Here is a 21,530-nt window from a genome sequence, read left to right as displayed (position 1 = left end):
AAATGATTCATTCATCAAGGAGGTACTTATAATGGAAAGAGTTCAAATGGCCGAAACACTAGAATTTTCTCGTATTATTCAAGGTTTTTGGCGTTTAGCAGAATGGAATATGCCAAAGCAAGAGTTACTTTCTTTTATGGAAGCTTGTATGGATATGGGAATTACTACTTTCGATCATGCTGATATTTATGGCGGATATACGTGTGAAGGATTATTTGGAGAAGCGTTACAACTCAAGCCTTCCTTACGCGAAGACATGCAAATTATCACAAAATGTGGAATCGCTCCCCCATCACCAAAATTTCCAGAGAGATATGTTGCGCACTACAATACGAGTGCTGAACATATAATAAAAAGCGCGGAAGACTCATTACAAAACTTACATACAGATTATATTGATGTACTGCTCATTCATCGCCCTGATCCATTTATGGATCCAAATGAAGTAGCAGAAGCGTTCTCACGCTTAAAGCAAGAAGGAAAAGTCCGTCACTTCGGTGTATCTAACTTTTTACCTTCACAGTTTAATATGTTAAGTTCTTATTTAAATTTCCCGCTCATTACAAATCAAATTGAAGTATCTGCGATGCAGCTTGAACATTTCGAAAAAGGGACAATTGATTTATGCCAAGAAAAGCGAATCAATCCTATGATTTGGTCGCCTCTTGCTGGCGGAGAAATCTTTACTGGTCAATCAGAACGTGCTGTACGTTTACGTGAAACTTTACAGAAGGTTGCTACTGAACTAGATGTTACTAGCATCGATACAGTTATGTATGCATGGCTGCTTGCTCATCCAGCTAACATGATGCCAATCGTTGGATCTGGTAAATTAGATCGTGTTAAAACAGCCGCCCTTGCTACAAAAGTTAATTTAGATCGTCAACAATGGTTTACAATTTTCGAAAGCTCTAATGGACATCCTGTACCATAATACACAAAAAGAAGAGCTGTTTCTTTACAGCTCTTCTTTTTCATATGTATTTCTAGTCATGGCAAATACACACATATCCCTTAATCCATTTCCATCTACCGCTACACTCGCACTTTCCAATGTACCTTCTAACTTAAATCCTAATTTCTCAGGTATCGCTCTACTCTTCTTATTTAAAGAATCACATCGAATTTCTACGCGGTTTGCTTTCAGCTCAGAAAAAGCATAATCCGTTATACCCTTTGCAGCCTCTACCATATAACCCTTTCCACTAAACCTTGAATCAATCCAATACCCAATTTCAAATTGAGGTATATCCCAATTAATACGATGCAATCCAGCTGATGCAATAAATTCACCTGTTTCTTTCGAAAAAACTAGTAATCTTAAATCCTCACGCTGCAAAAATTGAATATGTGATTTTCTAATGCTCACCTCTACTTCTTCCTCTGTTTGCTCTTTTTGTGCAAAAACCATCCATGGTTTTAATTCTTTCATAGAAGCTTGAATTGCATCGTATACAGCTTTACCGTCACCTGGTTTCGGCATTCGAATAAATAGCCTATCAGTATAAAATTCAGAAGGAAAATCAAATAATAACGGATTCACTTTCAACACTCCTTTTAATTCTTTTATATATAATAATATCCATCTCAAACTATACAGTAAAGAAATTTCTGAATTTTACACATTTTAATCATTTACCTCTACCGCTACACGAACTCCAGATTCAATTGCACCTTGTATCCATCCGTGATATAACGTTGTATGATCACCTGCAAAGTATAATCTCCCCTCTGGTTTTATAATCGCTGGTTGTAGCTCAGATTCTTGCCCTGCCTGAAATAGTGCAAACCCTCCCAGTGCATATGGATCCAATGTCCAACTTTTGGATATGCCAGACATGAACTCATCATATACTTGATCGCCTAATATTGTCGCTAAATTTTGTAGTGTGTAATAAATACGATCACCTTTTGATAACCCATCCCATAACAACGCATCATAAGACCATGTATAGCTTCCTAACATCATAGCAGGTCCTTTTTCTCCAATTCCGTGACTTGGATAATAGGCGTAACGAATTGGCAAATCCGTTATAATCCTGCCACCTAATTGTCCTTGTTCTTCCCAAAATCGACTTTTAAATTGAATTCCTATTTTCGTCGCTGGCATATAATGCAATTCGCGAATTGCTTTCCATTTTTCATGAGATATAGAATTAAATGGATCTACTTCCACAAAACGCATTGTCGAGAATGGGATTGTAATAATAACTAAATCCCCATTAATACTACTATATTCAAAAGTTTCCTCGTTTCGATAGAAAGCTGTCACACCATTATCATGTTGTTGTAGCTTCATTAATTTTTGATTATATATAATATTTTCTTCTAATTGTGGTAAAAAGGACTTTGGTAATCTATCATTCCCGCCTACTATTTCACAAAATCCACTCTCCACTTGCATAATATATAAAAAGCGTAACGTCTCAACAAATGACCTTTCCAAAAAACCTTCTAAATCTAATAAAACACCAATCATCTCTATTGTTACTGGTGAAAAGTAAGTATTATATTGATAAGGGTAATACTTTAAAAATTGTCCTGTAGAGTATCTCCCAAAATCCTTTACTACAATATCCCAATTTTTCTCTGGGTTCTTTTTTATAAAATTTATAATGGGCTGCACCGCTAACATTAATAGCTCCTCAGACGTTTTCCCAACTTCATTCATTTCCACAGGATACTTTAATATACTTGGATCTTTTTCGTATTGTTTTAATGTCGTTTTTCGGCCATTTACGTAAACGATATCTGTCTCATTCCTATTAATAAAAGGGCTTACCTGTAGCCCGAATTTTCTTATATATGCCATCGTTAATGTGTGCGAATACGGAATTCTCATTGCCCCAACATCTAAATATAATCCGGTATCTTCCATTCTAACCGTCTCTATGCGGCCACCTACCCGGTTGTTTGCTTCAAAAATCTTTACATCATGTCCTGCAGCTTTTAATAAAGATGCCGAAACCAACCCAGCCATACCGGCCCCTACTACTATAATTCGCTTCGGACGAGTCGTCTTCTTTAAGCCTTTATTTATAACTTTTAACGTTTCATCCATCTCAGTGTTATACATTATATCTTTCTGCACAATTCCACCCCTTACTTCATAAAGTGAAACTATAATCAGTGGGGGGTCTTCCCCTACTGATTATTAGTTGAACCAATCGGGCTTTTATGGGCAGTTAATCTCCCACCTAACTTCTTTGCTCCAGCCGAATTTTGAGGTGGGAGTTTTACTGCCCGTTAATGCGGGATAAAATGGGCATTAGTGGTTTAGTGCATTTTATTCATAAATTCCTATAAACATAACAACATAGAAAGAGGAATATTCACTAAAAGTACATAAGAGTTAGCTTTCACACCTCTTCACGCTTCGTATAATATAGCAACAGCAAAGAAGGAGTGGTTAAAAATGAAACAAACTTACGACTACCACGCTACAAAGAAGTATTTAGAAGAAAAGAAACAACAACTATGCAACAAACTTAGTTGTAAGCATCTATCTAAAAAAGAGCGTGAACAACTAAAACTTGAGATTGATAACTACGAATATATATTAAATTTAGCCGAAATGAATCATTATGAACGAGGATTTTCTCGTTAAAAGTAAATATAGAATTTATCCATTTTTTATTTTGAGCATTTTATTACGCATTTTTCGTAAGTAAATATATAATAGGATGTACATTAAGATTGAGAGGTATATTCTATGATCAAATTAAGCGTATTAGACCAATCACCTATTTCAGATGGTAGTACAGCAGCCCAAGCTTTTTCACATACAGTTACACTTGCGCAAGAAGTTGAAAAACTCGGATATACACGCTTTTGGGTATCGGAGCATCACAACTCTGTCAGCCTTGCTGGTTCAAGTCCTGAAATACTTATTTCACATATTGCAGCAAAAACAGATCGTATGAGAGTGGGTTCAGGTGGTGTTATGTTGCCACACTATAGCCCATATAAAGTTGCTGAGAATTTCCGTGTTTTAGAAGCGCTTTATCCAAATCGTATTGATCTTGGTGTCGGCAGAGCACCTGGTGGTATGCCAATTGCAACTCGCGCACTTCAAGAAGGCAAAATGGTCTCACTTGATCAATACCCAGAACAAATTGCAGATGTTGCAATGTACTTACATGATCAAGTACCAGAAAACCATCATTATGCAAATTTAAAGGCTACTCCTGTCATTCCAACATCTCCCGAGATGTGGATGCTTGGTTCTAGCGGAGAGAGTGCAATGATTGCCGCAAAACAAGGTGCTTCTTTTGCATTCGCACAGTTCATTAACGGATACGGTGGCCCTGAAGTAATGAATGCTTATCAAGAACAGTTCCAACCTTCTTATTTAGGAGATAAACCAAAATCAATCGTCTCTATTTTTGTTATTTGCGGAGAAACGAATGAAGAGGCGGAAAAAATTGCTTCTAGTTTAGATTTATCAATCTTATTACTAGAACAAGGAAAGCGTACAACTGGTACTCCTTCTATCGAAACTGCACAAAATTATCCATACAGCGCTTATGATTTATTCCGTATAAAAGAAAATCGTCAACGTATGATCGTCGGTGATCCATCTTCTGTGAAAGAACAAATCGTAAACTTAAGCAAAGCGTACAATACTGATGAATTTATGATTGTCACAATTACTCATCGATTTGAAGATAAATTGAATTCTTATCGCTTACTAGCAAATGCTTTTCATTTATAATGACAAAAGGGAGATACATCAATTATGATGCATCTCCCTTTTTTACTACTTATTATTTTTGTCGTCTATATATTCAATAGCTTCTTTTAATAGTTCATCAAAATCCTTAGGATAATCATGATTTAAATTGGGTATAACTTTAAACTCATGTTCTATATTCTTATCTCTTAATAATTGTACAAATTGCTGTGTACATTCGAAACAATCTTCATCTTGATCCCCACACACTATATATCCCTTTATATTTTTATTCTGTAACACTCCCACCAACTCATTCCATTCTTCAATCTCTGGAAGCCACGGCGCCACAAAAATAAAACCATCTACATCTATATCTTTTTGTAAAATTGTATACAAAGCTACTCTTGCGCCAGCAGAAAAACCACCAATTATTACACTTTCTACTGTATGATTTTCTATAAACGTAACGTAATGCTCTTTTAATTCCTCTTTCCCTCTATGTTTATCATCCCAAACAAATCCATCTGAAAACTGAATTTGCGAAGATTGTGGTAAAGCTAACGTATAATCTTGTGTCAAAACAGATTTCCAATATGGTTCTATTATTTCTATATTTTCTTGATCCCCGTGCATTGCAATAAATAGTTTTCCTTCTTTATTGCTGTCTAAATATTTCACGTCTGCTCGTTCTGTTTTCTTTGCTAATTCTTCTCTTTCTTTACATAATTGAACCATTTTATGAAACTCTTCAAATTTATGTAGTGGCGTTAAATCATCGTCCGAAATTAAATACTCATTTCCGTACCAAAATCCATTGTCTATAATAGCTTCCTTCATTATCTGTAACGCTTCTTCTTCAAGCCCCGCTGCACTCGCTAGCGCATATTTAAAATTATATATTTGCGCTTTATTCCCCACTACACCTTTAGCATGCTCCATTATATAAGTGTACGCTTCCAAACTCCCTTTATTTGCGTAACAATGTAACGTTTCATTTAATAATTGAATGTAAGTCATACTATTTTTCATACATCCATTCCCCCGTAATCTTTTATAATATTTATTTCTCAAACCTTTATACCATTCTGTAATCACTGTATATAACTCACGCTAACAATACTTAATCATTACTTCTCTTCGTCCAATAAGTTTAGTATAAAATTTAATAAACTGAAAAATCAATATTTTACTAAACAAAAAAAGACAACAATATATTTATTGTTGTTTTCAATACATCTACCCACTCTTTTGTTTTTTTCTGTCTGGTTTACTTGAAACTAAATAGTGTTTTTCTGAAATATATAAGTCTCTTTTTAATATACGATTTAAATACGGCCCTAATTTCATCCCGCATATAAGGCGATCTTCACTACCTTCAACAATTGGAAACATTTCTTTTTCTGTTACGTATTGATCTACTGCTTTTTGTACGATATCAATTTCTTTAACTAGGTTTAGATTTTCTTCTGTATGTTCAAATACCTCAAGCGTTTCCTTCGTAATAAGAAAACTATTTGTTGGAAATGCAAGTAAATACGGCTTTAACAAATCATAATTTACTGTATAATCATCATTTACTAATACTGTATAAACAATATTAGCATTCGTTTCTAGAAACTTAGCCATCGCTTGTTCTAATTCATCTTTCGTAATTTCACGCTCTTCTTTTCCAGTTCTGAAAAAGCGAAACATTGCATCGCCTCCTTTTTACTATATTATAGCATAAAAGAAAACTGAAAAATGACAAAAAAAGCCATTGAAAGAATTTTTCAATGACTTTTTTCTTTATATACTTATATTTATTTTAAGAACGCACTTAGCATCCATACATGTTGTTCTAATGTTGTATGAATCGCTAACAACATGTCTGCTGATGTTTCATCGCCAGCTTCGCCAGCAACTTCCATACCTTCTTTTAATTCTTGAATAAGTGCAGAGTAATCATTCACTAATGTTTGCACCATTTCTTCTGCAGATTCCTTGCTTGTCCCTTCACTCACACTAGATGTTGCAAGATATTCTTTCATTGTCGCTAGCGGTTTACCTTCCAACGCTAAAATACGTTCTGCTAATTCATCAATATTTGTTCCAGCTTCATTGTAAAACTCTTCAAATTTCTCATGTAACGTAAAGAAGTGTGGTCCTGTCACATACCAGTGATAATTATGTAGTTTCACATATAACACATTCCAGTTTGCTACCTGCTTGTTTAATACTTCAACAACATTTGTTTTCGTACTCATACAATCCACTCCTCTTATCATTTCATAATGTTTATCTTTTAATAACCTAGTTACATTTTACCATACATTTCCTATCCTTTCGAACGATTGGCTCATATGTAACAAAGTTTTAACACCTTTAATACTTCCCTAATATCTTTTAATTCATGTATGTTTTCAAACACTTCATACGTCTAATTGTCCAAGCTCATACATATGCATAATAGTAAATCAAGCTCATCGTAGTAGAAAGAGGGATAACATGGACAATCAACAATGGCAAGTAGCAAAGAAGGTCGCTGCTACTTATATTGGAACAGTCGTTGGAGCTGGATTTGCTACTGGACGAGAAATCGTTGAATTTTTTACAGTGAACGGATTATATGGAACAATTGGCATATGTGTAAGTGGATTTTTTTTTATTTGGCTTGGCACAAAGATGATGTTACTTTCATCACAAATCGGTGCATTTTCAGCGCAAGAATTTAACAAATATTTATTTGGGGATGTAGTTGGCAATGTTGTAAACACACTATTATTACTCGTATTATTTGGTGTAACGAGCGTTATGTTATCAGGAGCTGGGGCGGTATTTGAAGAGCAACTTCGTTTACCAAGACAACTTGGTATTTTCATTATATTGATCGCCTGTCTCATTATAGGTAGTCGCGGATTACAAGGGGTTTTTGAAGTTAATACACTTGTCGTACCTATTATGATGATTTTTATTATCGGACTTGCTATTACAACTTTTTTTCACGGTACAACTCCTATTAGTGACACTATTCCTGCAGAAAGCTGGAATATGAAGTGGATTACTAGTCCTATTACATATGTCGCCTTAAATCTTTCTCTCGCCCAAAGCGTTCTCGTCCCGTTAGCCAGTGAAGTAAAAGATCGAAAGGCCATTTTATGGGGCGGTATTTTAGGCGGTGCAGGACTTTCTTTAATTTTATTATGTAGCCATTTAGCTATTTTATCAGTCGATCAATTTTATCAATATAATATCCCAATGGCTGAAGTCATAAGAAAATTCAATGCAACTTTTCACTTTTTCTTTGTTCTTATCATTTTCGGTGAAGTGTTCACAACTTTAGTTGGTAATGTGTTCGGAATGACAAAACAAATTCAATCCATCACCAGATGGAAAAGTAACAATATTATTTTCTTCATTTTACTAATTAGTTATTGCTTTAGTTACATTGGTTACAGTGAATTACTCCACATTCTATATCCTATAATTGGATGGGTCAGCATCATTTTACTGCCAATTATTGCTTTTAAACAACTTCAAAAAACATAAAAGAAGCATCCATGTTATTGGATGCTTCTTTTATGTTCATTCACAATCATCGCATACTTCCCAGTACGGCCCCATTTCGAGTGCTAAATATGGCTTTAATTGCAACCGAATCATCCGACTAGGCATACGTTCTAAAACGAATTGAATTCCTTCTTCCTCTTCGTCTAATTCAACTTTTGAAATCGCAATTCTTTGCATAGTAGAAATAGGCATTCCATCTTTATATAAAGTGATTTTCACCTCATCATATTCATTAAAATACAATTCAACACTCATTTGATTTTTCAACAGTTCATCAACAATTTCATATTTATCATTTCGTTCCTGGATTATATATTTCCAGCCGCCTCTACCTTCTTCTTTCGGAGCTGCTTGAAATAATGTCATCAAATCCTCGTATAGCATAAGATAACCCCTCTCTTACTAAAAAACGATGAGTATTTTATATACCCTTTATCTCTATCACTATCCATATGTATTGTACCATATATCGTCGTTTTTACCGTATTCATTTGCTTCATAATTGCATGTAAAACACCTGATTTTCTTCATTATTATATGAATTGTCTCTCATTATATTTCTTAATATGCTTCTAACGCTTTCCAATCATATCAAACATAAGTAAATACACTCTTTGTCCATCCTCCGCTTAGTATTTCCTTACAATCACAAAAAAGAAGAGTGACTTTTATCACTCCCCTTAAAAGAATTTCCCCGTAGCTACTAACGCTAATACTAGTATTAAAATTGTAAATAATAATGATACGATGAAACTAAAAATAGGTAATGCTTTCTTTTCATTCTTCTTAAAGAGTAACTTTAAACTAAGAAAGATGTTTACTGGTACAAGTATAAAATAAAAATATTTAACAATTTGCACCGAACTATTCGAAAGTGTTTTTAAAATAAACACTTCAATTAGAAAGACAATAAAAAATGAAATACTTAACCAAAATGAGACATAACTAAGCCAAGAATTTCTTTTGGTACCCCAATAAACTCCCATAGTAATCTCCTTTATTTGCATTTTATACGATTATAATTATACACAAAGCAAACAAATACCTCTATTTTTCGACAAATATCATACAAAATATACCTTTAAATATTATAAAGATACTCTCAATCTCATTTCATTTTACATAATAAAAACAGACTACTCCAATAGCATACTGCTATTTTGGAGATAGTCTGTCCTCTGTTAAACTTTAAATCTTTCAATTAACCCTTGTAACTCTTCAGCCATTTGAGATAATGTACCAGCCGCCGAACTAATCTCCTCAATGGACGCTAGTTGTTCTTCTGCTGATGCTGCAACGTTTTGAGTACTCGTCGCATTGTTCTGTGCTGTCATTGCAATTTGACCTACTGAAATAGACACTTCATTTGCACCTTTTGACATCCCGTTAGCCGTTTCAACCATCGTTTTAATTTGATCTGCAATTTCATTTGTAGATAGTAAAATCTCAGTAAAGTTTTGCTTCGTTTCATTCGCAATAACAAGTCCAGATTGAACTTCTTCATTTACATGCCCCATAGATTTTACCGTCTTACTCATGTCATCTTGTATTTCACATATTAATTTACTAATTTCACTAGAAGATACACTAGACTTCTCCGCCAATTTACGTACTTCATCTGCAACAATCGCAAATCCTCTTCCGTGCTCTCCTGCTCTTGCAGCTTCAATTGCCGCATTCAAAGCTAGAAGATTCGTTTGATCTGCAATATTTTGAATGACTTCTAGTATGTCACCAATTTGTTTTGATTTATTATTTAGCAACTGTATAACTTCATCTGATTGTGAAACAGATTCTGCAATAGACTGCATTTGATTTACTGTTTTTCCTACTAGTTTCCCGCCATCTTCTGCCTTTTCACGAGTATGAGCAGAAGCTGTATTAATTGATGATGAACTTTTTGCTACATGCTGAATTCCTTCTGTTACATCAAATAATAACATTGCACCATTTTCTACGCTCGTTGTTTGCGTTGTTGCCCCGCTCGATATTTCATCCATTGCCATTGTAATTTGCTCAGTTGCTTCACTCGCTTGTCTTACACTTGCCGTTAGCTCTTCTGATGCTGCTGCAACATGTCCAGCCGAAGTATTAATTCTTCCAATTAACGTTCGCAATGCATCTGTCATCTCATTGAATCCTTTTGCAAGTTGGCCAATTTCATCATTAGAATGAATCTCGATTGTTTGCGTTAAATCTCCCTCACTTATTTCTTTAGAAGTGGCAACTAATCTTTTTAATGGTTTCGTTATAGAAAGTGTCACAAAATAAATAAGTGCTCCGCCTATAACTAATGAAATGAACATAACAATTAACATATTATAAAATACAGGCTGCGCAGCTTCAATTATTTCATTTGAGTACATCGTTCCACCGATTTTCCAACCTGTTTTTACATTTGTAGCAAATACCATTTGTTTTTCGCTGCCATCATACATATATGAAAAAGCACCATGGTTATCTTCATAAATTTTCTTCGCCCAAGAATCAGCTGCTTTTTCTCCTGATTTTTCTTGAGGATGTGCAATTATTTTTTGTTTTCCATCTAAAATGAAAGCATATCCCTTTTTACCGATATTGATTAACTTTGTTGTTTTTAATAAATTATCTAAACTTAAATCTATTGCTACAACACCGTTTTTATCTTCTGCTTGTTTTGCAATCGTTACGACAATATGTCCATTTCCTTGCGCCTTATACGGCTCAGTAACGACAATACCACCTTGTTTTGCCACTGCATCTTTATACCAAGAACGTTCTGTTGGATCATAGTCTGCTGCCATTTGTATATTTGGTTCTTGCACAAATTTCTTATCATTCCCACCAACGTATACTTGTTCAACATCTTTATTCAAATTAATATATTGAGATAACATTTTTCTTAATTCATCTTGATTATCCCCTTGATACATATTACCTTGAATCACCCGTGCAAAATTATTTACATCATTAAATTTCGCCTCAATCATTTGATTGATTAAATTATCTAATATTTTTATATTGTCGTGAGCACTGCTCGTAATTTGTGATTCAAAATTCTTTTTAGCCGTTTGATAAGACATGCCTCCAATAATAGAGACAGCCGCAATTAAAATGACAAAAAACGAAATTAGTAGTTTTTTTGCTACTTTCATATCACGAAACCAATTTAATAGTCTACCCATTACAAACCTCCTGCTTTTCAATTTCAATAGTTAAATCTAGCGAGTTGTAAACATTTCCCATCCCTAAATTATTATTTTCATAATCTATTACGATGAATACTTTGTAAAGTTTAAACAATTAAATTCCCTTTGTCTATATATTTGAATAATATTATTATAAAATTTACAAATACAAAAAAAGCCAAAGGGAACCACCCTTTGGCTTTTCATATTTTTTTATGCTGTTTAGAAATCTTTTTCCACTTATCACGCTCTGCTCTCGCAAGAATAGCATCTTGTTTTCTCATAAAATACGCCAGTTCTCTTTGTAATTTTTTATAGCTTTGCAAACGATTTATCGTAATAATTCCGTTATCAATTGCACTATGCACTGCGCACCCTGGCTCATTTTCATGTTTACAATCCCTAAAACGGCACGTTTTTGCTAATTCTTCAATATCAGAAAATGTTGTTTGAATTGCATCGCTTCCTTCCCAAAGCTGTAGCTCCCTCATACCCGGAGTATCAATAACTAAACCACCACTCGGTAATCGGAACAATTCACGATGAGTTGTCGTATGCCTTCCTTTACTATCTTCCTCACGAATATCTCCCGTTTTTGCTACTTCAAGTCCTATGAGTGCATTTAACAAAGTGGATTTTCCAACCCCCGATGACCCGACTAAAGCAATTGTTTTTCCTGAAGAAACAAATTGCTGCAGCGATTCAATACCAGTATGCTTTAAACTATCAACGACGAAGATCGGAACACCAATTGCCACAGCTTCCGTTTCAACAATTTTCTGTTCCACGTCTTCACATAAGCTACTCTTTGTTAAAACAATAACAGGCATTGCACCACTTTCATACGCTAATAGTAAATAACGTTCTATTCTTCTTACGTTAAAATCATGGTTAAGTGCATTTACTAAAAATAGATAATCTACATTTGCTGCTATTACTTGTTCTTCCGTTCGATTACCAGCCTCTTGTCTAGAAAAAGAGCTTCTTCTTTGAAAAATACGATGAATAATTGCTTTCTTTTCATTCTCTATTTTCTTTATATACACCCAATCACCAACCGCTGGATAATCTCCCTTCGTTACTGCTTCATGCCGAAACTTTCCAGACAGCTCTGCCATATATTCACCATCATTACAAATAATTCGATATATATGTTTATGCTCTAGTAAAATACGCCCTACTTCAAAGTTCTCTACAGCTTGTTCTTCAAAAAAAGAATCCCAGCCGAATGATTCTAAAATATTTTGATTCAAATTGATATCCTCCCTAGTTTAAGCTAAGCGGAAGGATCGTGCGCTCACTTATACAGTCTCGCCCTTTCCATCCACCTTTGTATTTGGTTTATGATTCATATACGTTATTTTCACCATAATACATCACCCCGTTCTCATTTTAATTACTCTCATTATATGGAATATTTATTTAAAAAGCTACCTTATTTAACGCAATTTTCAAACATTTTATTTTTCATCATTCTAATTTGTCCACGATGACTAATCTCATCTTCTAGCACATGAAACCACAGATAGTGCTGGTTATACGCTACACCGTTAGGCCACTTTCTTTCTGACATAAGCCATTCATCATCTTGTTCATTCAAATACTTCAGAGATTCTTCTCGAACACTTTGTAGAATTTGTATATAATACTGTATTTCATTACCACGGATTGTTCTCCCCGCTTTCCCTAAATACAGTGCGTCTTCCCATATTTCTAATTCTTCTTTTGTAAAGTCGCGCTCTTGAAATGAAATAAGTTGATGGGCTTTTTCTATAGCTGCTATATGCTTTAGTAACGCTCCGATGGAATTCCCTCCACTCGTCATAATGAAATCTACTTGCTCAACTGATAGATCGTTTATTTCCTGTAATGTTACAGCCCTCGTATGCTCCAGCATGCTTACTAATTCCCCTATATTTTTTGTATAACCATCCATACTTCTTATTCGATAATCTATATTCATCTCACGCACCCCTTTCTACATTCATATTAAGGAATAACCGCTTCATATAATAGACTGAAATATGTCAGATTTTTCTGTTATAATTAAATTGAATACGTAATAAACCCAAACAAACTTTCTCAATATGCTTCTATGAAATATTAAAAGGAATCAATATAAAAGAATCGAATCTTATTCACTAAAAGGAGTGGATTCGATGGAAATGTATCAATGGCTAACCGCTATACTCGTTGGTGGCATTACCGGTTTCGTTTCCCATCTAATCAATAACCAAGGTAAGTTATTGCTTCCACGCCGTTTGAAAACTTTTTTTCACTTTGGGTTTTTGACTGATATTTTCACTGGTAGTCTAGCTGCACTTCTTGGACTCGTTTTATTCGATGTTACCTTAATAAAAGAAATTATTAAAGTATCCATTGTGACTGCTATTTCCGGTCAGACTTTCTTACTGCACCAAGCGCTTGGTGGTGAGCAGGCTAAAAATAAACAAATTGGGAAAGCTGATGAGAAGATTCAAGAAATTGACAAATTATTACGACGTTAGTCTATACTTTCTTTAAAAATTATTGCTATAATAAACAATAAATATTTTCTATTGCGTCGTTTGTCAGAAGAAAGGGTGTTTCGTATGACAAAAAAGAAAATAGAAGATTTCTTAACAAACACTGAAAAAGAGGAACTGCTAGAAAACTATAAATGTTTACGAGAAGCCCGCACAAAAAGCGAAGCTAATTATTTTGGTGAAGCAGTAGACCATCTATTAAATAAAGCAAAACAACGAATTATTAAAGATGCAGGCATACATGATGAAAATGCAGCAACAGTTCAATCAAAGAGAAAAGCACTGTTTTAGTTACATTAGCTAAAACAGTGCTTTTTATTACGGGATTTTTTCACATCTATTTCACATCTTTTTCACAAATATAAGTAGTCCTATATGCTAAACTAAGTATATCCTTTTCCAAGGAACTATATGCCGATATATAAATCCCTATTTTTATAGGGATTTTTTATTTTTGGATTCCTCATAACTTTATTACGATACCTTTATACTATTTGTCTATTTTCTTTAATCTCTGCACTCAAAAACTCCTTTATGTATTTCTTCTCCTTTTATATAAAAGAGGGAAGTCCCCCTCTTCTCAACTAATCTTCTAAAATAGATTTAATTTCTTCCATAACCTTTTCATTCAATGAAACTTCCACCGCTCTTACACTTTCTCTTATTTGCTCCGCTCGTTTCCCACCAGGAATAACAGTATCAATGCCTTTTTTATTTAATAGCCATGCTAAAGCTAAATGTGATACTTCAAGATTCATTTCTTTAGCTAAACCTTTTAACTTCTCAACTTTTTTAAAGTTACTCTTATATGTATTTTCTTCAAATAGATTTACACTTTGACGCCAATCGCCTTCGTTTAATTTAAAATCTTCTGTATATTTTCCACCTAGTATCCCAAAAGCAAGAGGCCCGTATGGTATAAATGAAATACCTGATTCTATACAATACGGCAAAAGTTCTTCTCCAGCAGTACGATCCAACATATTATACGGTGATTGTACAACATCTATTTGTTCGTGCTGATTCGCTGCTTTTAATTGCTCTACGTTTACGTTAGATATTCCAATTGCACGAATTTTACCTTCTTCTTTTAGACGAGCAAGCTCTCCAATTGAATCTATGTAACTTGTTTCTGGATTTGTAAAATGTAAATAATATAAATCAATATAATCAGTTTGTAATCTTCTTAAGCTATTTTCCACAGCATTTCTTAAATAGCTTCGTTCATTATTAATATAAACTTCTCCATTTAATAACGGCTGTATTCCACCTTTTGTAGCAAGTACAACTTCTTGACGTTTTCCTTTCAATACTTCTCCTACCAATTCCTCTGATCTACCGAGACCGTATGAATCCGCTGTATCAAAAAATGTAACCCCTCGCTGGATAGCTTCTTCTATTAATCGTTTTCCTTCTTCTTCGTTCACATTAGCATATAAATTATGCCCCCCTACAGCATTTGTTCCTAGCCCTAACTTCGAAATATGTAGTCCTGCCTTTTGCAATTTGGTATATTTCATTTTTTCTCCCCCTATATTTCTATTGTTCGAACATATTCGAACAATAGAAATATACCACTTTATATGTTATAGTGCAAACTATATTAACTGATACAAGTAGGTGAAAAAAATGCGTACTCTTTATCATCCAAACCAAGAAGAAATTCAATTCTCTTCAGTCTTATACGCACTTAGCGATCAAATTCGTTTACAAATTGTAACAATGCTATTAGAGAAAAATGAACAATCTTGTGGTGCGTTAAACATTCCAATTGCGAAATCAACTTTATCTCACCATTTCAAGGTTTTACGTGAATCCGGTGTTATGTATACACGCATTGAAGGAACACAACGTTTCATTTCAATTCGTGAAGATGACTTACATGCTAGATTCCCTGGTTTATTAGACGTCGTATTACATGCGACAGAACCATACTAAAAACATCTCATATTCATATGAGATGTTTTTTAGTATGGTTCTATTCTTTTAATAAAATGCAACTTTAATCAGAAGGAACTTTGTTCATCACACACTAGAAATATATACGCTTCATTCTTTTCCACTTTATTTTTGTACTGGATCCTTTGGACACTTTAATTATTTGATTACATTTTATACACATCATTAATATAGGGCCGCCTATCTGTTTCAATTCCTGTAGTTGCTTATGCTCACACTCCTCCATATTATTACCTCCCTTATCATATAATTAGGTCATTTTGTAATCACCATCACTACTAAGTTCATTCCTTATTTAACCTCTGAATAAAACGTTTAAATGCCGATATCCCTTCGTCATCTCGTTTAAAAACGCCAGCATCTTCAAGCGCCTGTATAAATTTCTGTCCTAATTCTGCTCTTACTATCTCCTGTACATTTTGTTCATGTATCCGATGGTAATATTTGATTTTTAATTGTTCAGCCCATCGTATATGAAGCGTTGGAATATCACTTGGAATGTTAAGTAAGAATTTTTCCACTTCCTGAAGTTCTGTTTTTAAACGCGCCGGAAGTACTGCTAACCCCATTACTTCAATTAGACCGATATTTTCCTTTTTAATATGCTGTATTTCCGCATGAGGGTGGAAAATACCTAACGAATGTTCTTCACTTGTACGATTGTTCCGCAAAACAAGATCCAATTCGTACATACTATTCCGGTAACGAGCAATCGGAGTTATCGTATTATGTGGAATATCATTCGTAAATGCAAATATATTAACAGATGGATCACTATATCCCTTCCACCTCTCTAATATGTACTCCCCTGCATTTACTGTTTGTTCTATGTCTTTACTTCTTAAGCGAATAACTGACATAGGCCATTTAATAATAGAACATTGCATTTCTGGAAAGTTAGTTAGTTCAAAAATTAGGTCGTTTGATGCATTTGCCATAGCAAATTCATAGTTTCCACCTTGATAATGGTCATGTGTTAGAATAGATCCTCCTACAATAGGCAAATCAGCATTAGAACCAAGGAAATAATGCGGGAATTTTTCTACAAATTTTAACAAACGTAAAAATGTTTGACGGTCAATTTTCATATCACGGTGTTCTGAAGACAATACAATACAGTGTTCATTGAAATATATATACGGAGAATACTGTAGAAACCAGCTTTCATCTGTAAGATTCATACGAATCATACGATGATTCGAGCGTGCTGGATGTCCAATTCTGCCTCTATATCCTTCATTCTCAATACAGAGTAAACATTTTGGATAATTTGTACTTTCCAATACTCTCTCTCTAGCAATTTGTTTCGGGTCTTTTTCCGGTTTTGATAAGTTAATCGTTATATCAATGGGTCCATATTCCGTATTTACTTTATAATTTATATTTTTGGCAATTTGCTTCATTTGGATATAGTTGCTGTTTTTACTTAACTCATAGAAGTAATTTGTCGCAGCCTTCGGATTTTGTTCGTATTTTTCATAAAATAGAGAATTGATAACGGACGGTTTGGACATAAAAACATCCATAATTGCACTTGCTAAAATCTCCTTCTCGTCCATTACTGCCTCAATGACTTTATGCATACAAGCATATTCAATTAACTCTTTCAATAACTCCGAAATTGCTCTCTTTGCGGGTGCGGGCGCTGACGCTTCCACTACAAAGTCATCTAAACGAAGTAAGGAAAGGATTTGATTCCTTGTATATATTTCATCTTCTTTTTCAGTTAATTGAACTTCAATAGCACGATCAATTAACTGCTGGATAGCTTGATATATCATCAGTATATACCTCCTCTAACCTTATAGCGGTTTTCGTTGTTACGATGCCAGTTCTATGTACCTTTTATCATTTTATGAACAGATCTATGGGATAACCACCACCCTAATAAACATTTCATGAAAAAGAAATAAATACTAGATTCCACGATATATTCGACAAAGCCATACAAAAAACATCTCATAAAATTATGAGATGTTTTTTGTATTTGCTATTCTTTTAATAAATCTATTAATCCATTCCCTTCAGATGTACGTTCATACCCTAAAGGTACAGTTCTTTTAATAAGTTGTGCATATATTTCTGGCTCTGATAACCTTCTACCATATTCTCTCTCACACTGCTTAATGAGCAATGCCAGCGCTCCAGCGACATGCGGTGTCGCCATAGAAGTTCCACTTAATACCGCATATTTCCCTTCAGGATACGTAGATAATATTTCATCACCTGGCGCCACTAAATCAATTTCTTGATTCGAATTACTAAAACATGCGATTTTCCGTTCTAAATTGACAGCGCCGACTTCAATTACTTCGGAATAAGCACCTGGGAAATCTAGTTCCTCTGTATTATCATTACAATCTCCATTATTCCCAGCAGCACATACGACGAGAACATCTTGCTTTACTGCATTTTGAATCGCTTCATGTAATTCTGGAACGTCCTGCGGGCCACCAAGTGACATTGAAATAACTCTAACTCTTTCTTTATTAGGCCCTCTCCAATTTACAGCATAATGAATCGCCTCAATAATTTGCTCATAACTTCCAGAACCATCTCCCGCTAAAACCTTTAACACTAACATTTTAGCAAGTGGTGCAACTCCTAAAACACCGACACCATTTTCAGTCGCTGCAATTGTCCCCGCTACATGAGTACCGTGTCCGTTATTATCAAGATAAATATTTGGATCCCCTTCGTAATCTTTCGTGAAATTTCTTCCACCGATAATGCGATCCTTTAAATCTATATGATTCACATCACAACCTGTATCTAATACGGCAACAACAATATCATTTCCTTTCGCACTCTTCTCCCATACTTGTGGAGCATGAATGAGTTGTACACCTGGTGGAATTTCATTTACTTGTTCAACCACCTTATCTACTGTAAAAGGAATCAATTGTATACCTTTTTGTTTATTCGCTGTACTACTATTCATCGTAATCCCTCCTGAAAATATATTATTTTCATTTCAGACCACTTTTGAAAAGGTTTAAATGTAACATTCGTTTTATTCGTTTCGTTTTCCTTCCTTAAAAATATTTCTCAATATAGCTTACTAATTCTATACTACTCTTTTTATTTATCTCGTAATTTTTATTCACCAAAAATTCGATTGGTACAACCAATAACCAAAATAAAAGGACCAATTTAATGGTCCTTTCATAGTTTTTAAAGAATGATATGAAATTTTAAAAATAAAATAAATTAAGACTAAGCCTCACTCTTATTTAAAAACTTCTCTATTTCTTTTATTAAATGTTTCGCTCCATCTATACTAACAGTAATGTTTCCATTTGCTAATGATATGTTTTGATTTGAAACATCACCTGTTATTTGACAAGCATTGTAAGGTTGATATTTTTGTAAAATGACTTTATCTTCTTCTACGAAAATTTCAAGTGGTGATTTGATTTGTATTCCTAATACTTCTCGTAACTCTTTAGGAATAACAATTCGTCCTAATTCGTCTACTTTTCGAATAATTCCTGTTGCTTTCATATTACTCCCCCCTTACTTTCTATTAATTTTTCCATCTCGCTCTTTCCATTTTATCACTTTTTGGTAATACTTGTATCTTTTTAGAAAATTTTGTACTCAAGTTAAAAATACACATTTAACTAATACGTAATCTCTCTTTCAATTGTTTTAAATAACGAGATCGTATCAATAAGAAATATACAACTTGAATTCCTACGAAAACACTTAATACAATCGCATTTTCTTTAAATAATGAGTACTCAAACATCTGTCCCAATGCAGTTAACGCTACTGCCCCGTGTAATGTTGCAACACCTATTGGAACGAAGAATAATAGTGCTAATCGAATTGTAACTACTTTCGATAATTCTCCGCTCGTTAAACCTACTTTTCTAATCATTTCAAACAAACGAGTATCATCCTCTAAATCAGAAAACAAACGGAAGTAAAGGAAGCTTCCTGCACATACGAAAAATACTATACCAATAAAGAAACCTACAAATAAAATTGGTCCTGCTATTTGTAAACTTTGGTTTTGTTCGTACTCTTCCGCACTAAACGTTGCATGTTCTTCATAAGTCTTCATTTGATGAGTAAGCTCTTTACCAACCTCTATTTCATCTTTCGTTCCTTCTGTTTTGTACACATAATCTTTTTCCTCTTTAAATCCATCTTGTAATGCATCATATTGATTTTTAGAGATTACATAAACGTTACCTCTTAGTATTTTACTTAATGAAGAAGTATTAACTTTTTTCACTTTTAAAGATTCATTCAAATGTGGTAAAGTAATTTCTTTTCTTTCTTTCATCGGTGGGCCTGGTATATCGACTGATAAAAATAAAGCTTCTTTATTTGCTACAGTTTGAAATGGTTCTCCTGTTAACTTCGCATATTCCTTATAATCTGATTCTTTTATGAAAATAGCACTTCTTAACGACTGCTCCTCCGCCCTTTTCGTTGAAATAGTAGCTTTAGAAGCTGTTATACTATGTTTCTTTAATCCTTCATCAATCATCTTCAAATGCTGTGATTCATTACTATTTCCTTGCTTAGAATGATACTGAAACGCAATTGGTCTCTCCATAATCCCTTTCGTCATGGACGTGAAACCTACTAATGTACCTATTGCTGAAAATGCTACAGTTGAAATAATAGTTACAATAAAGAACATTCTGGCGTTGTCTCTCATACGGTAAGCTAAATCTGATAACGTAACAATATTTGTCTGTGTCCAATAGAAACGTTTACTTTTTTTACATAGTCTAATAATAAAGACACTCAACTGCTTGTACAGCAAATATGTACCAATAATGACTACCGTTGTAACAGGAATCATCATGACAAATACCATTGCACCGTGTGACATAAGCGCTCCCGCATATCCCGCACTAAGCAATATGACCGCTAATATAGAAGAAATAATGGAAGCTTTCGGTTCCGGCTTCGCTTCTGCTGATCCTCTAAACAATTTCATAATTTTATTTTTCCGAATCATTCCTGCACTAAACAATGAAATGATCATAAATAATACGAAAAACATAATGCTCGTTACAACAATGGCTTTCATTGGTATGTAATAAGCTAAGGAAATATCTAATTTTAATATCATCGGAGCTACAAATATTAACATTCCGGAAAATAGCATTCCTGCAAGTATTCCAAAAATAATAGCCCCTATCCCAATCATAATATTTTCAAAGAAGATAAGACGCTTTAATTGATATTTCGTCATACCTAACATCATTAAAATTCCTAATTCACGCTTTCTCGTTTTTAAAAACATTCCCATCGAATATAAAATAAAGAAAAACGTAAATAAGTAAATAATGGACTGTGCAAAAGACATACTTACGAATACGTATCGTCCCAATTCTCCAGCACTTAATGCGGGATGAAACGCAAAAAATGAATAAACAAAAAAGGCCATAATGGCAAATGCACTACTTAAAAAATATGCTGAGTATGTTCGTCTATTTCGTGTTACATTTCGATATGCGAGTTCTCTAATGTTCATATTCCTTCTCCGCCCTTCTACTAACTATGTTCTTATATTAGTAAAGTCCGGAAATACCTTCCATCGATTCAAATGACAAAAACCTTACATTATTGAAAGGTTTAAAAAAAATTGCTTAAACGAAAGAGTTTCATTATAATGACTACATTCATATTCAT

Annotated in this window: 22 protein-coding genes and 2 pseudogenes; 7 read left to right on the top strand and 17 right to left on the bottom strand. The window is 34.0% G+C overall.

Features of this window, described 5'->3' with window-relative positions:
- Positions 1-31 precede the first annotated feature (31 nt).
- Entirely contained in the window at positions 32-934 is a 903-nt protein-coding gene (locus ACSG5Z_RS02500) for an aldo/keto reductase (protein ID WP_087982782.1), read from the top strand.
- 24 nt (positions 935-958) lie between these two features.
- Here the strand turns inward: ACSG5Z_RS02500 and ACSG5Z_RS02495 are convergent, their stop codons facing one another.
- Together ACSG5Z_RS02495 and ACSG5Z_RS02490 are read right to left on the bottom strand one after the other, a co-directional pair.
- On the bottom strand, positions 959-1,543 hold the full coding sequence (locus ACSG5Z_RS02495) for a GNAT family N-acetyltransferase (protein WP_001068733.1): 585 nt from the start codon (positions 1,541-1,543) through the stop codon (positions 959-961).
- 84 nt (positions 1,544-1,627) lie between these two features.
- On the bottom strand, positions 1,628-3,091 hold the full coding sequence (locus tag ACSG5Z_RS02490) for a flavin monoamine oxidase family protein (RefSeq protein WP_098088371.1): 1,464 nt from the start codon (positions 3,089-3,091) through the stop codon (positions 1,628-1,630).
- A gap of 324 nt (positions 3,092-3,415) precedes the next feature.
- Here ACSG5Z_RS02490 and ACSG5Z_RS02485 point away from each other — a divergent pair, with 324 nt between their 5' ends.
- The gene (locus tag ACSG5Z_RS02485; protein WP_048543153.1) at positions 3,416-3,607 is read left to right on the top strand and encodes a DUF3896 family protein; all 192 of its coding nucleotides are present in this window, start codon (positions 3,416-3,418) and stop codon (positions 3,605-3,607) included.
- A 105-nt stretch (positions 3,608-3,712) separates the two neighbouring features.
- Positions 3,713-4,714: an LLM class flavin-dependent oxidoreductase gene (locus ACSG5Z_RS02480; RefSeq protein ID WP_435710603.1), complete on the top strand. Its 1,002-nt coding sequence runs from the start codon at positions 3,713-3,715 to the stop codon at positions 4,712-4,714.
- Positions 4,715-4,759: 45 nt separating this feature from the next.
- Here ACSG5Z_RS02480 and ACSG5Z_RS02475 read toward each other — a convergent pair whose 3' ends face one another.
- The 3 genes from ACSG5Z_RS02475 to ACSG5Z_RS02465 form a co-directional block, all read right to left on the bottom strand.
- Positions 4,760-5,704, bottom strand: coding sequence for an alpha/beta hydrolase (locus tag ACSG5Z_RS02475; protein ID WP_087982786.1), 945 nt, complete (start codon positions 5,702-5,704; stop codon positions 4,760-4,762).
- 207 nt (positions 5,705-5,911) lie between these two features.
- On the bottom strand, positions 5,912-6,367 hold the full coding sequence (locus tag ACSG5Z_RS02470) for a DUF3939 domain-containing protein (protein ID WP_060490081.1): 456 nt from the start codon (positions 6,365-6,367) through the stop codon (positions 5,912-5,914).
- 107 nt (positions 6,368-6,474) lie between these two features.
- Positions 6,475-6,918 (bottom strand): Dps family protein, encoded by a 444-nt coding sequence (locus ACSG5Z_RS02465; protein WP_000105195.1) that lies wholly within the window; start codon positions 6,916-6,918, stop codon positions 6,475-6,477.
- Positions 6,919-7,159: 241 nt separating this feature from the next.
- Between ACSG5Z_RS02465 and ACSG5Z_RS02460 the strand changes: the two genes are divergently transcribed.
- Entirely contained in the window at positions 7,160-8,200 is a 1,041-nt protein-coding gene (locus ACSG5Z_RS02460; RefSeq protein ID WP_087982788.1) for a YkvI family membrane protein, read from the top strand.
- A 36-nt stretch (positions 8,201-8,236) separates the two neighbouring features.
- Here ACSG5Z_RS02460 and ACSG5Z_RS02455 read toward each other — a convergent pair whose 3' ends face one another.
- The 6 genes and pseudogenes from ACSG5Z_RS02455 to ACSG5Z_RS02430 all read right to left on the bottom strand — a co-directional run bounded on the left by ACSG5Z_RS02455 (position 8,237) and on the right by ACSG5Z_RS02430 (position 13,351).
- Positions 8,237-8,605: a DUF3979 family protein gene (locus ACSG5Z_RS02455; RefSeq protein ID WP_000965083.1), complete on the bottom strand. Its 369-nt coding sequence runs from the start codon at positions 8,603-8,605 to the stop codon at positions 8,237-8,239.
- 296 nt (positions 8,606-8,901) lie between these two features.
- Positions 8,902-9,207, bottom strand: coding sequence for a hypothetical protein (locus ACSG5Z_RS02450; protein WP_435710602.1), 306 nt, complete (start codon positions 9,205-9,207; stop codon positions 8,902-8,904).
- Positions 9,208-9,402: 195 nt separating this feature from the next.
- Positions 9,403-10,221, bottom strand: coding sequence for a methyl-accepting chemotaxis protein (locus ACSG5Z_RS02445; protein WP_426706994.1), 819 nt, complete (start codon positions 10,219-10,221; stop codon positions 9,403-9,405).
- Between the two features lie 123 nt (positions 10,222-10,344).
- Positions 10,345-11,283, bottom strand: a pseudogene (locus ACSG5Z_RS02440) (HAMP domain-containing protein); the annotation flags it as partial.
- A 308-nt stretch (positions 11,284-11,591) separates the two neighbouring features.
- A complete protein-coding gene (gene rsgA, locus ACSG5Z_RS02435) occupies positions 11,592-12,641 on the bottom strand; it encodes a ribosome small subunit-dependent GTPase A (RefSeq protein WP_088063100.1) in 1,050 nt (349 codons plus the stop codon).
- Between the two features lie 182 nt (positions 12,642-12,823).
- A complete protein-coding gene (locus ACSG5Z_RS02430; protein ID WP_088121923.1) occupies positions 12,824-13,351 on the bottom strand; it encodes a DinB family protein in 528 nt (175 codons plus the stop codon).
- A gap of 196 nt (positions 13,352-13,547) precedes the next feature.
- Here ACSG5Z_RS02430 and ACSG5Z_RS02425 point away from each other — a divergent pair, with 196 nt between their 5' ends.
- A complete protein-coding gene (locus tag ACSG5Z_RS02425; protein ID WP_060490074.1) occupies positions 13,548-13,895 on the top strand; it encodes a DUF4257 domain-containing protein in 348 nt (115 codons plus the stop codon).
- Between the two features lie 84 nt (positions 13,896-13,979).
- Positions 13,980-14,204: a hypothetical protein gene (locus tag ACSG5Z_RS02420; RefSeq protein ID WP_000162604.1), complete on the top strand. Its 225-nt coding sequence runs from the start codon at positions 13,980-13,982 to the stop codon at positions 14,202-14,204.
- A gap of 46 nt (positions 14,205-14,250) precedes the next feature.
- Here the strand turns inward: ACSG5Z_RS02420 and ACSG5Z_RS02415 are convergent.
- Positions 14,251-14,437: pseudogene (locus ACSG5Z_RS02415) on the bottom strand (hypothetical protein).
- Positions 14,438-14,497: 60 nt separating this feature from the next.
- Entirely contained in the window at positions 14,498-15,433 is a 936-nt protein-coding gene (locus ACSG5Z_RS02410) for an aldo/keto reductase (RefSeq protein ID WP_088609004.1), read from the bottom strand.
- A 109-nt stretch (positions 15,434-15,542) separates the two neighbouring features.
- Between ACSG5Z_RS02410 and ACSG5Z_RS02405 the strand changes: the two genes are divergently transcribed.
- Positions 15,543-15,851: an ArsR/SmtB family transcription factor gene (locus tag ACSG5Z_RS02405; protein ID WP_435710601.1), complete on the top strand. Its 309-nt coding sequence runs from the start codon at positions 15,543-15,545 to the stop codon at positions 15,849-15,851.
- Positions 15,852-16,156: 305 nt separating this feature from the next.
- Here ACSG5Z_RS02405 and galT read toward each other — a convergent pair whose 3' ends face one another.
- From galT to ACSG5Z_RS02385, 4 genes are all read right to left on the bottom strand, one after another.
- Positions 16,157-17,653, bottom strand: coding sequence for a UDP-glucose--hexose-1-phosphate uridylyltransferase (galT, locus tag ACSG5Z_RS02400; RefSeq protein WP_435710600.1), 1,497 nt, complete (start codon positions 17,651-17,653; stop codon positions 16,157-16,159).
- A 209-nt stretch (positions 17,654-17,862) separates the two neighbouring features.
- Entirely contained in the window at positions 17,863-18,813 is a 951-nt protein-coding gene (locus ACSG5Z_RS02395) for a serine protease (protein WP_435710599.1), read from the bottom strand.
- A 275-nt stretch (positions 18,814-19,088) separates the two neighbouring features.
- Positions 19,089-19,376, bottom strand: a complete 288-nt coding sequence (locus ACSG5Z_RS02390; protein ID WP_048543174.1) for an AbrB/MazE/SpoVT family DNA-binding domain-containing protein — start codon at positions 19,374-19,376, stop codon at positions 19,089-19,091.
- 115 nt (positions 19,377-19,491) lie between these two features.
- On the bottom strand, positions 19,492-21,372 hold the full coding sequence (locus ACSG5Z_RS02385; protein WP_435710598.1) for an ABC transporter permease: 1,881 nt from the start codon (positions 21,370-21,372) through the stop codon (positions 19,492-19,494).
- Positions 21,373-21,530 lie beyond the last annotated feature (158 nt).

It is taken from the genome of Bacillus pretiosus (assembly GCF_051294775.1).
Taxonomy (GTDB): Bacteria; Bacillota; Bacilli; order Bacillales; family Bacillaceae_G; genus Bacillus_A; species Bacillus_A wiedmannii.
This window is presented reverse-complemented; position numbering and strand designations above follow the sequence as displayed.

Excerpts from the sequence above, each read along its gene's own strand:
- ACSG5Z_RS02500 (WP_087982782.1), top strand. The coding sequence starts at position 32 with ATGGAAAGAGTTCAAATGGCCGAAACACTAGAATTTTCTCGTATTATT.
- ACSG5Z_RS02485 (WP_048543153.1), top strand. The coding sequence starts at position 3,416 with ATGAAACAAACTTACGACTACCACGCTACAAAGAAGTATTTAGAAGAA.
- ACSG5Z_RS02480 (WP_435710603.1), top strand. The coding sequence starts at position 3,713 with ATGATCAAATTAAGCGTATTAGACCAATCACCTATTTCAGATGGTAGT.
- ACSG5Z_RS02475 (WP_087982786.1), bottom strand. The coding sequence starts at position 5,704 with ATGAAAAATAGTATGACTTACATTCAATTATTAAATGAAACGTTACAT.
- ACSG5Z_RS02470 (WP_060490081.1), bottom strand. The coding sequence starts at position 6,367 with ATGTTTCGCTTTTTCAGAACTGGAAAAGAAGAGCGTGAAATTACGAAA.
- ACSG5Z_RS02465 (WP_000105195.1), bottom strand. The coding sequence starts at position 6,918 with ATGAGTACGAAAACAAATGTTGTTGAAGTATTAAACAAGCAGGTAGCA.
- ACSG5Z_RS02460 (WP_087982788.1), top strand. The coding sequence starts at position 7,160 with ATGGACAATCAACAATGGCAAGTAGCAAAGAAGGTCGCTGCTACTTAT.
- ACSG5Z_RS02455 (WP_000965083.1), bottom strand. The coding sequence starts at position 8,605 with ATGCTATACGAGGATTTGATGACATTATTTCAAGCAGCTCCGAAAGAA.
- ACSG5Z_RS02450 (WP_435710602.1), bottom strand. The coding sequence starts at position 9,207 with ATGGGAGTTTATTGGGGTACCAAAAGAAATTCTTGGCTTAGTTATGTC.
- ACSG5Z_RS02445 (WP_426706994.1), bottom strand. The coding sequence starts at position 10,221 with ATGGATGAAATATCGAGCGGGGCAACAACGCAAACAACGAGCGTAGAA.
- ACSG5Z_RS02430 (WP_088121923.1), bottom strand. The coding sequence starts at position 13,351 with ATGAATATAGATTATCGAATAAGAAGTATGGATGGTTATACAAAAAAT.
- ACSG5Z_RS02425 (WP_060490074.1), top strand. The coding sequence starts at position 13,548 with ATGGAAATGTATCAATGGCTAACCGCTATACTCGTTGGTGGCATTACC.
- ACSG5Z_RS02420 (WP_000162604.1), top strand. The coding sequence starts at position 13,980 with ATGACAAAAAAGAAAATAGAAGATTTCTTAACAAACACTGAAAAAGAG.
- ACSG5Z_RS02410 (WP_088609004.1), bottom strand. The coding sequence starts at position 15,433 with ATGAAATATACCAAATTGCAAAAGGCAGGACTACATATTTCGAAGTTA.
- ACSG5Z_RS02405 (WP_435710601.1), top strand. The coding sequence starts at position 15,543 with ATGCGTACTCTTTATCATCCAAACCAAGAAGAAATTCAATTCTCTTCA.
- galT (WP_435710600.1), bottom strand. The coding sequence starts at position 17,653 with ATGATATATCAAGCTATCCAGCAGTTAATTGATCGTGCTATTGAAGTT.
- ACSG5Z_RS02395 (WP_435710599.1), bottom strand. The coding sequence starts at position 18,813 with ATGAATAGTAGTACAGCGAATAAACAAAAAGGTATACAATTGATTCCT.
- ACSG5Z_RS02390 (WP_048543174.1), bottom strand. The coding sequence starts at position 19,376 with ATGAAAGCAACAGGAATTATTCGAAAAGTAGACGAATTAGGACGAATT.
- ACSG5Z_RS02385 (WP_435710598.1), bottom strand. The coding sequence starts at position 21,372 with ATGAACATTAGAGAACTCGCATATCGAAATGTAACACGAAATAGACGA.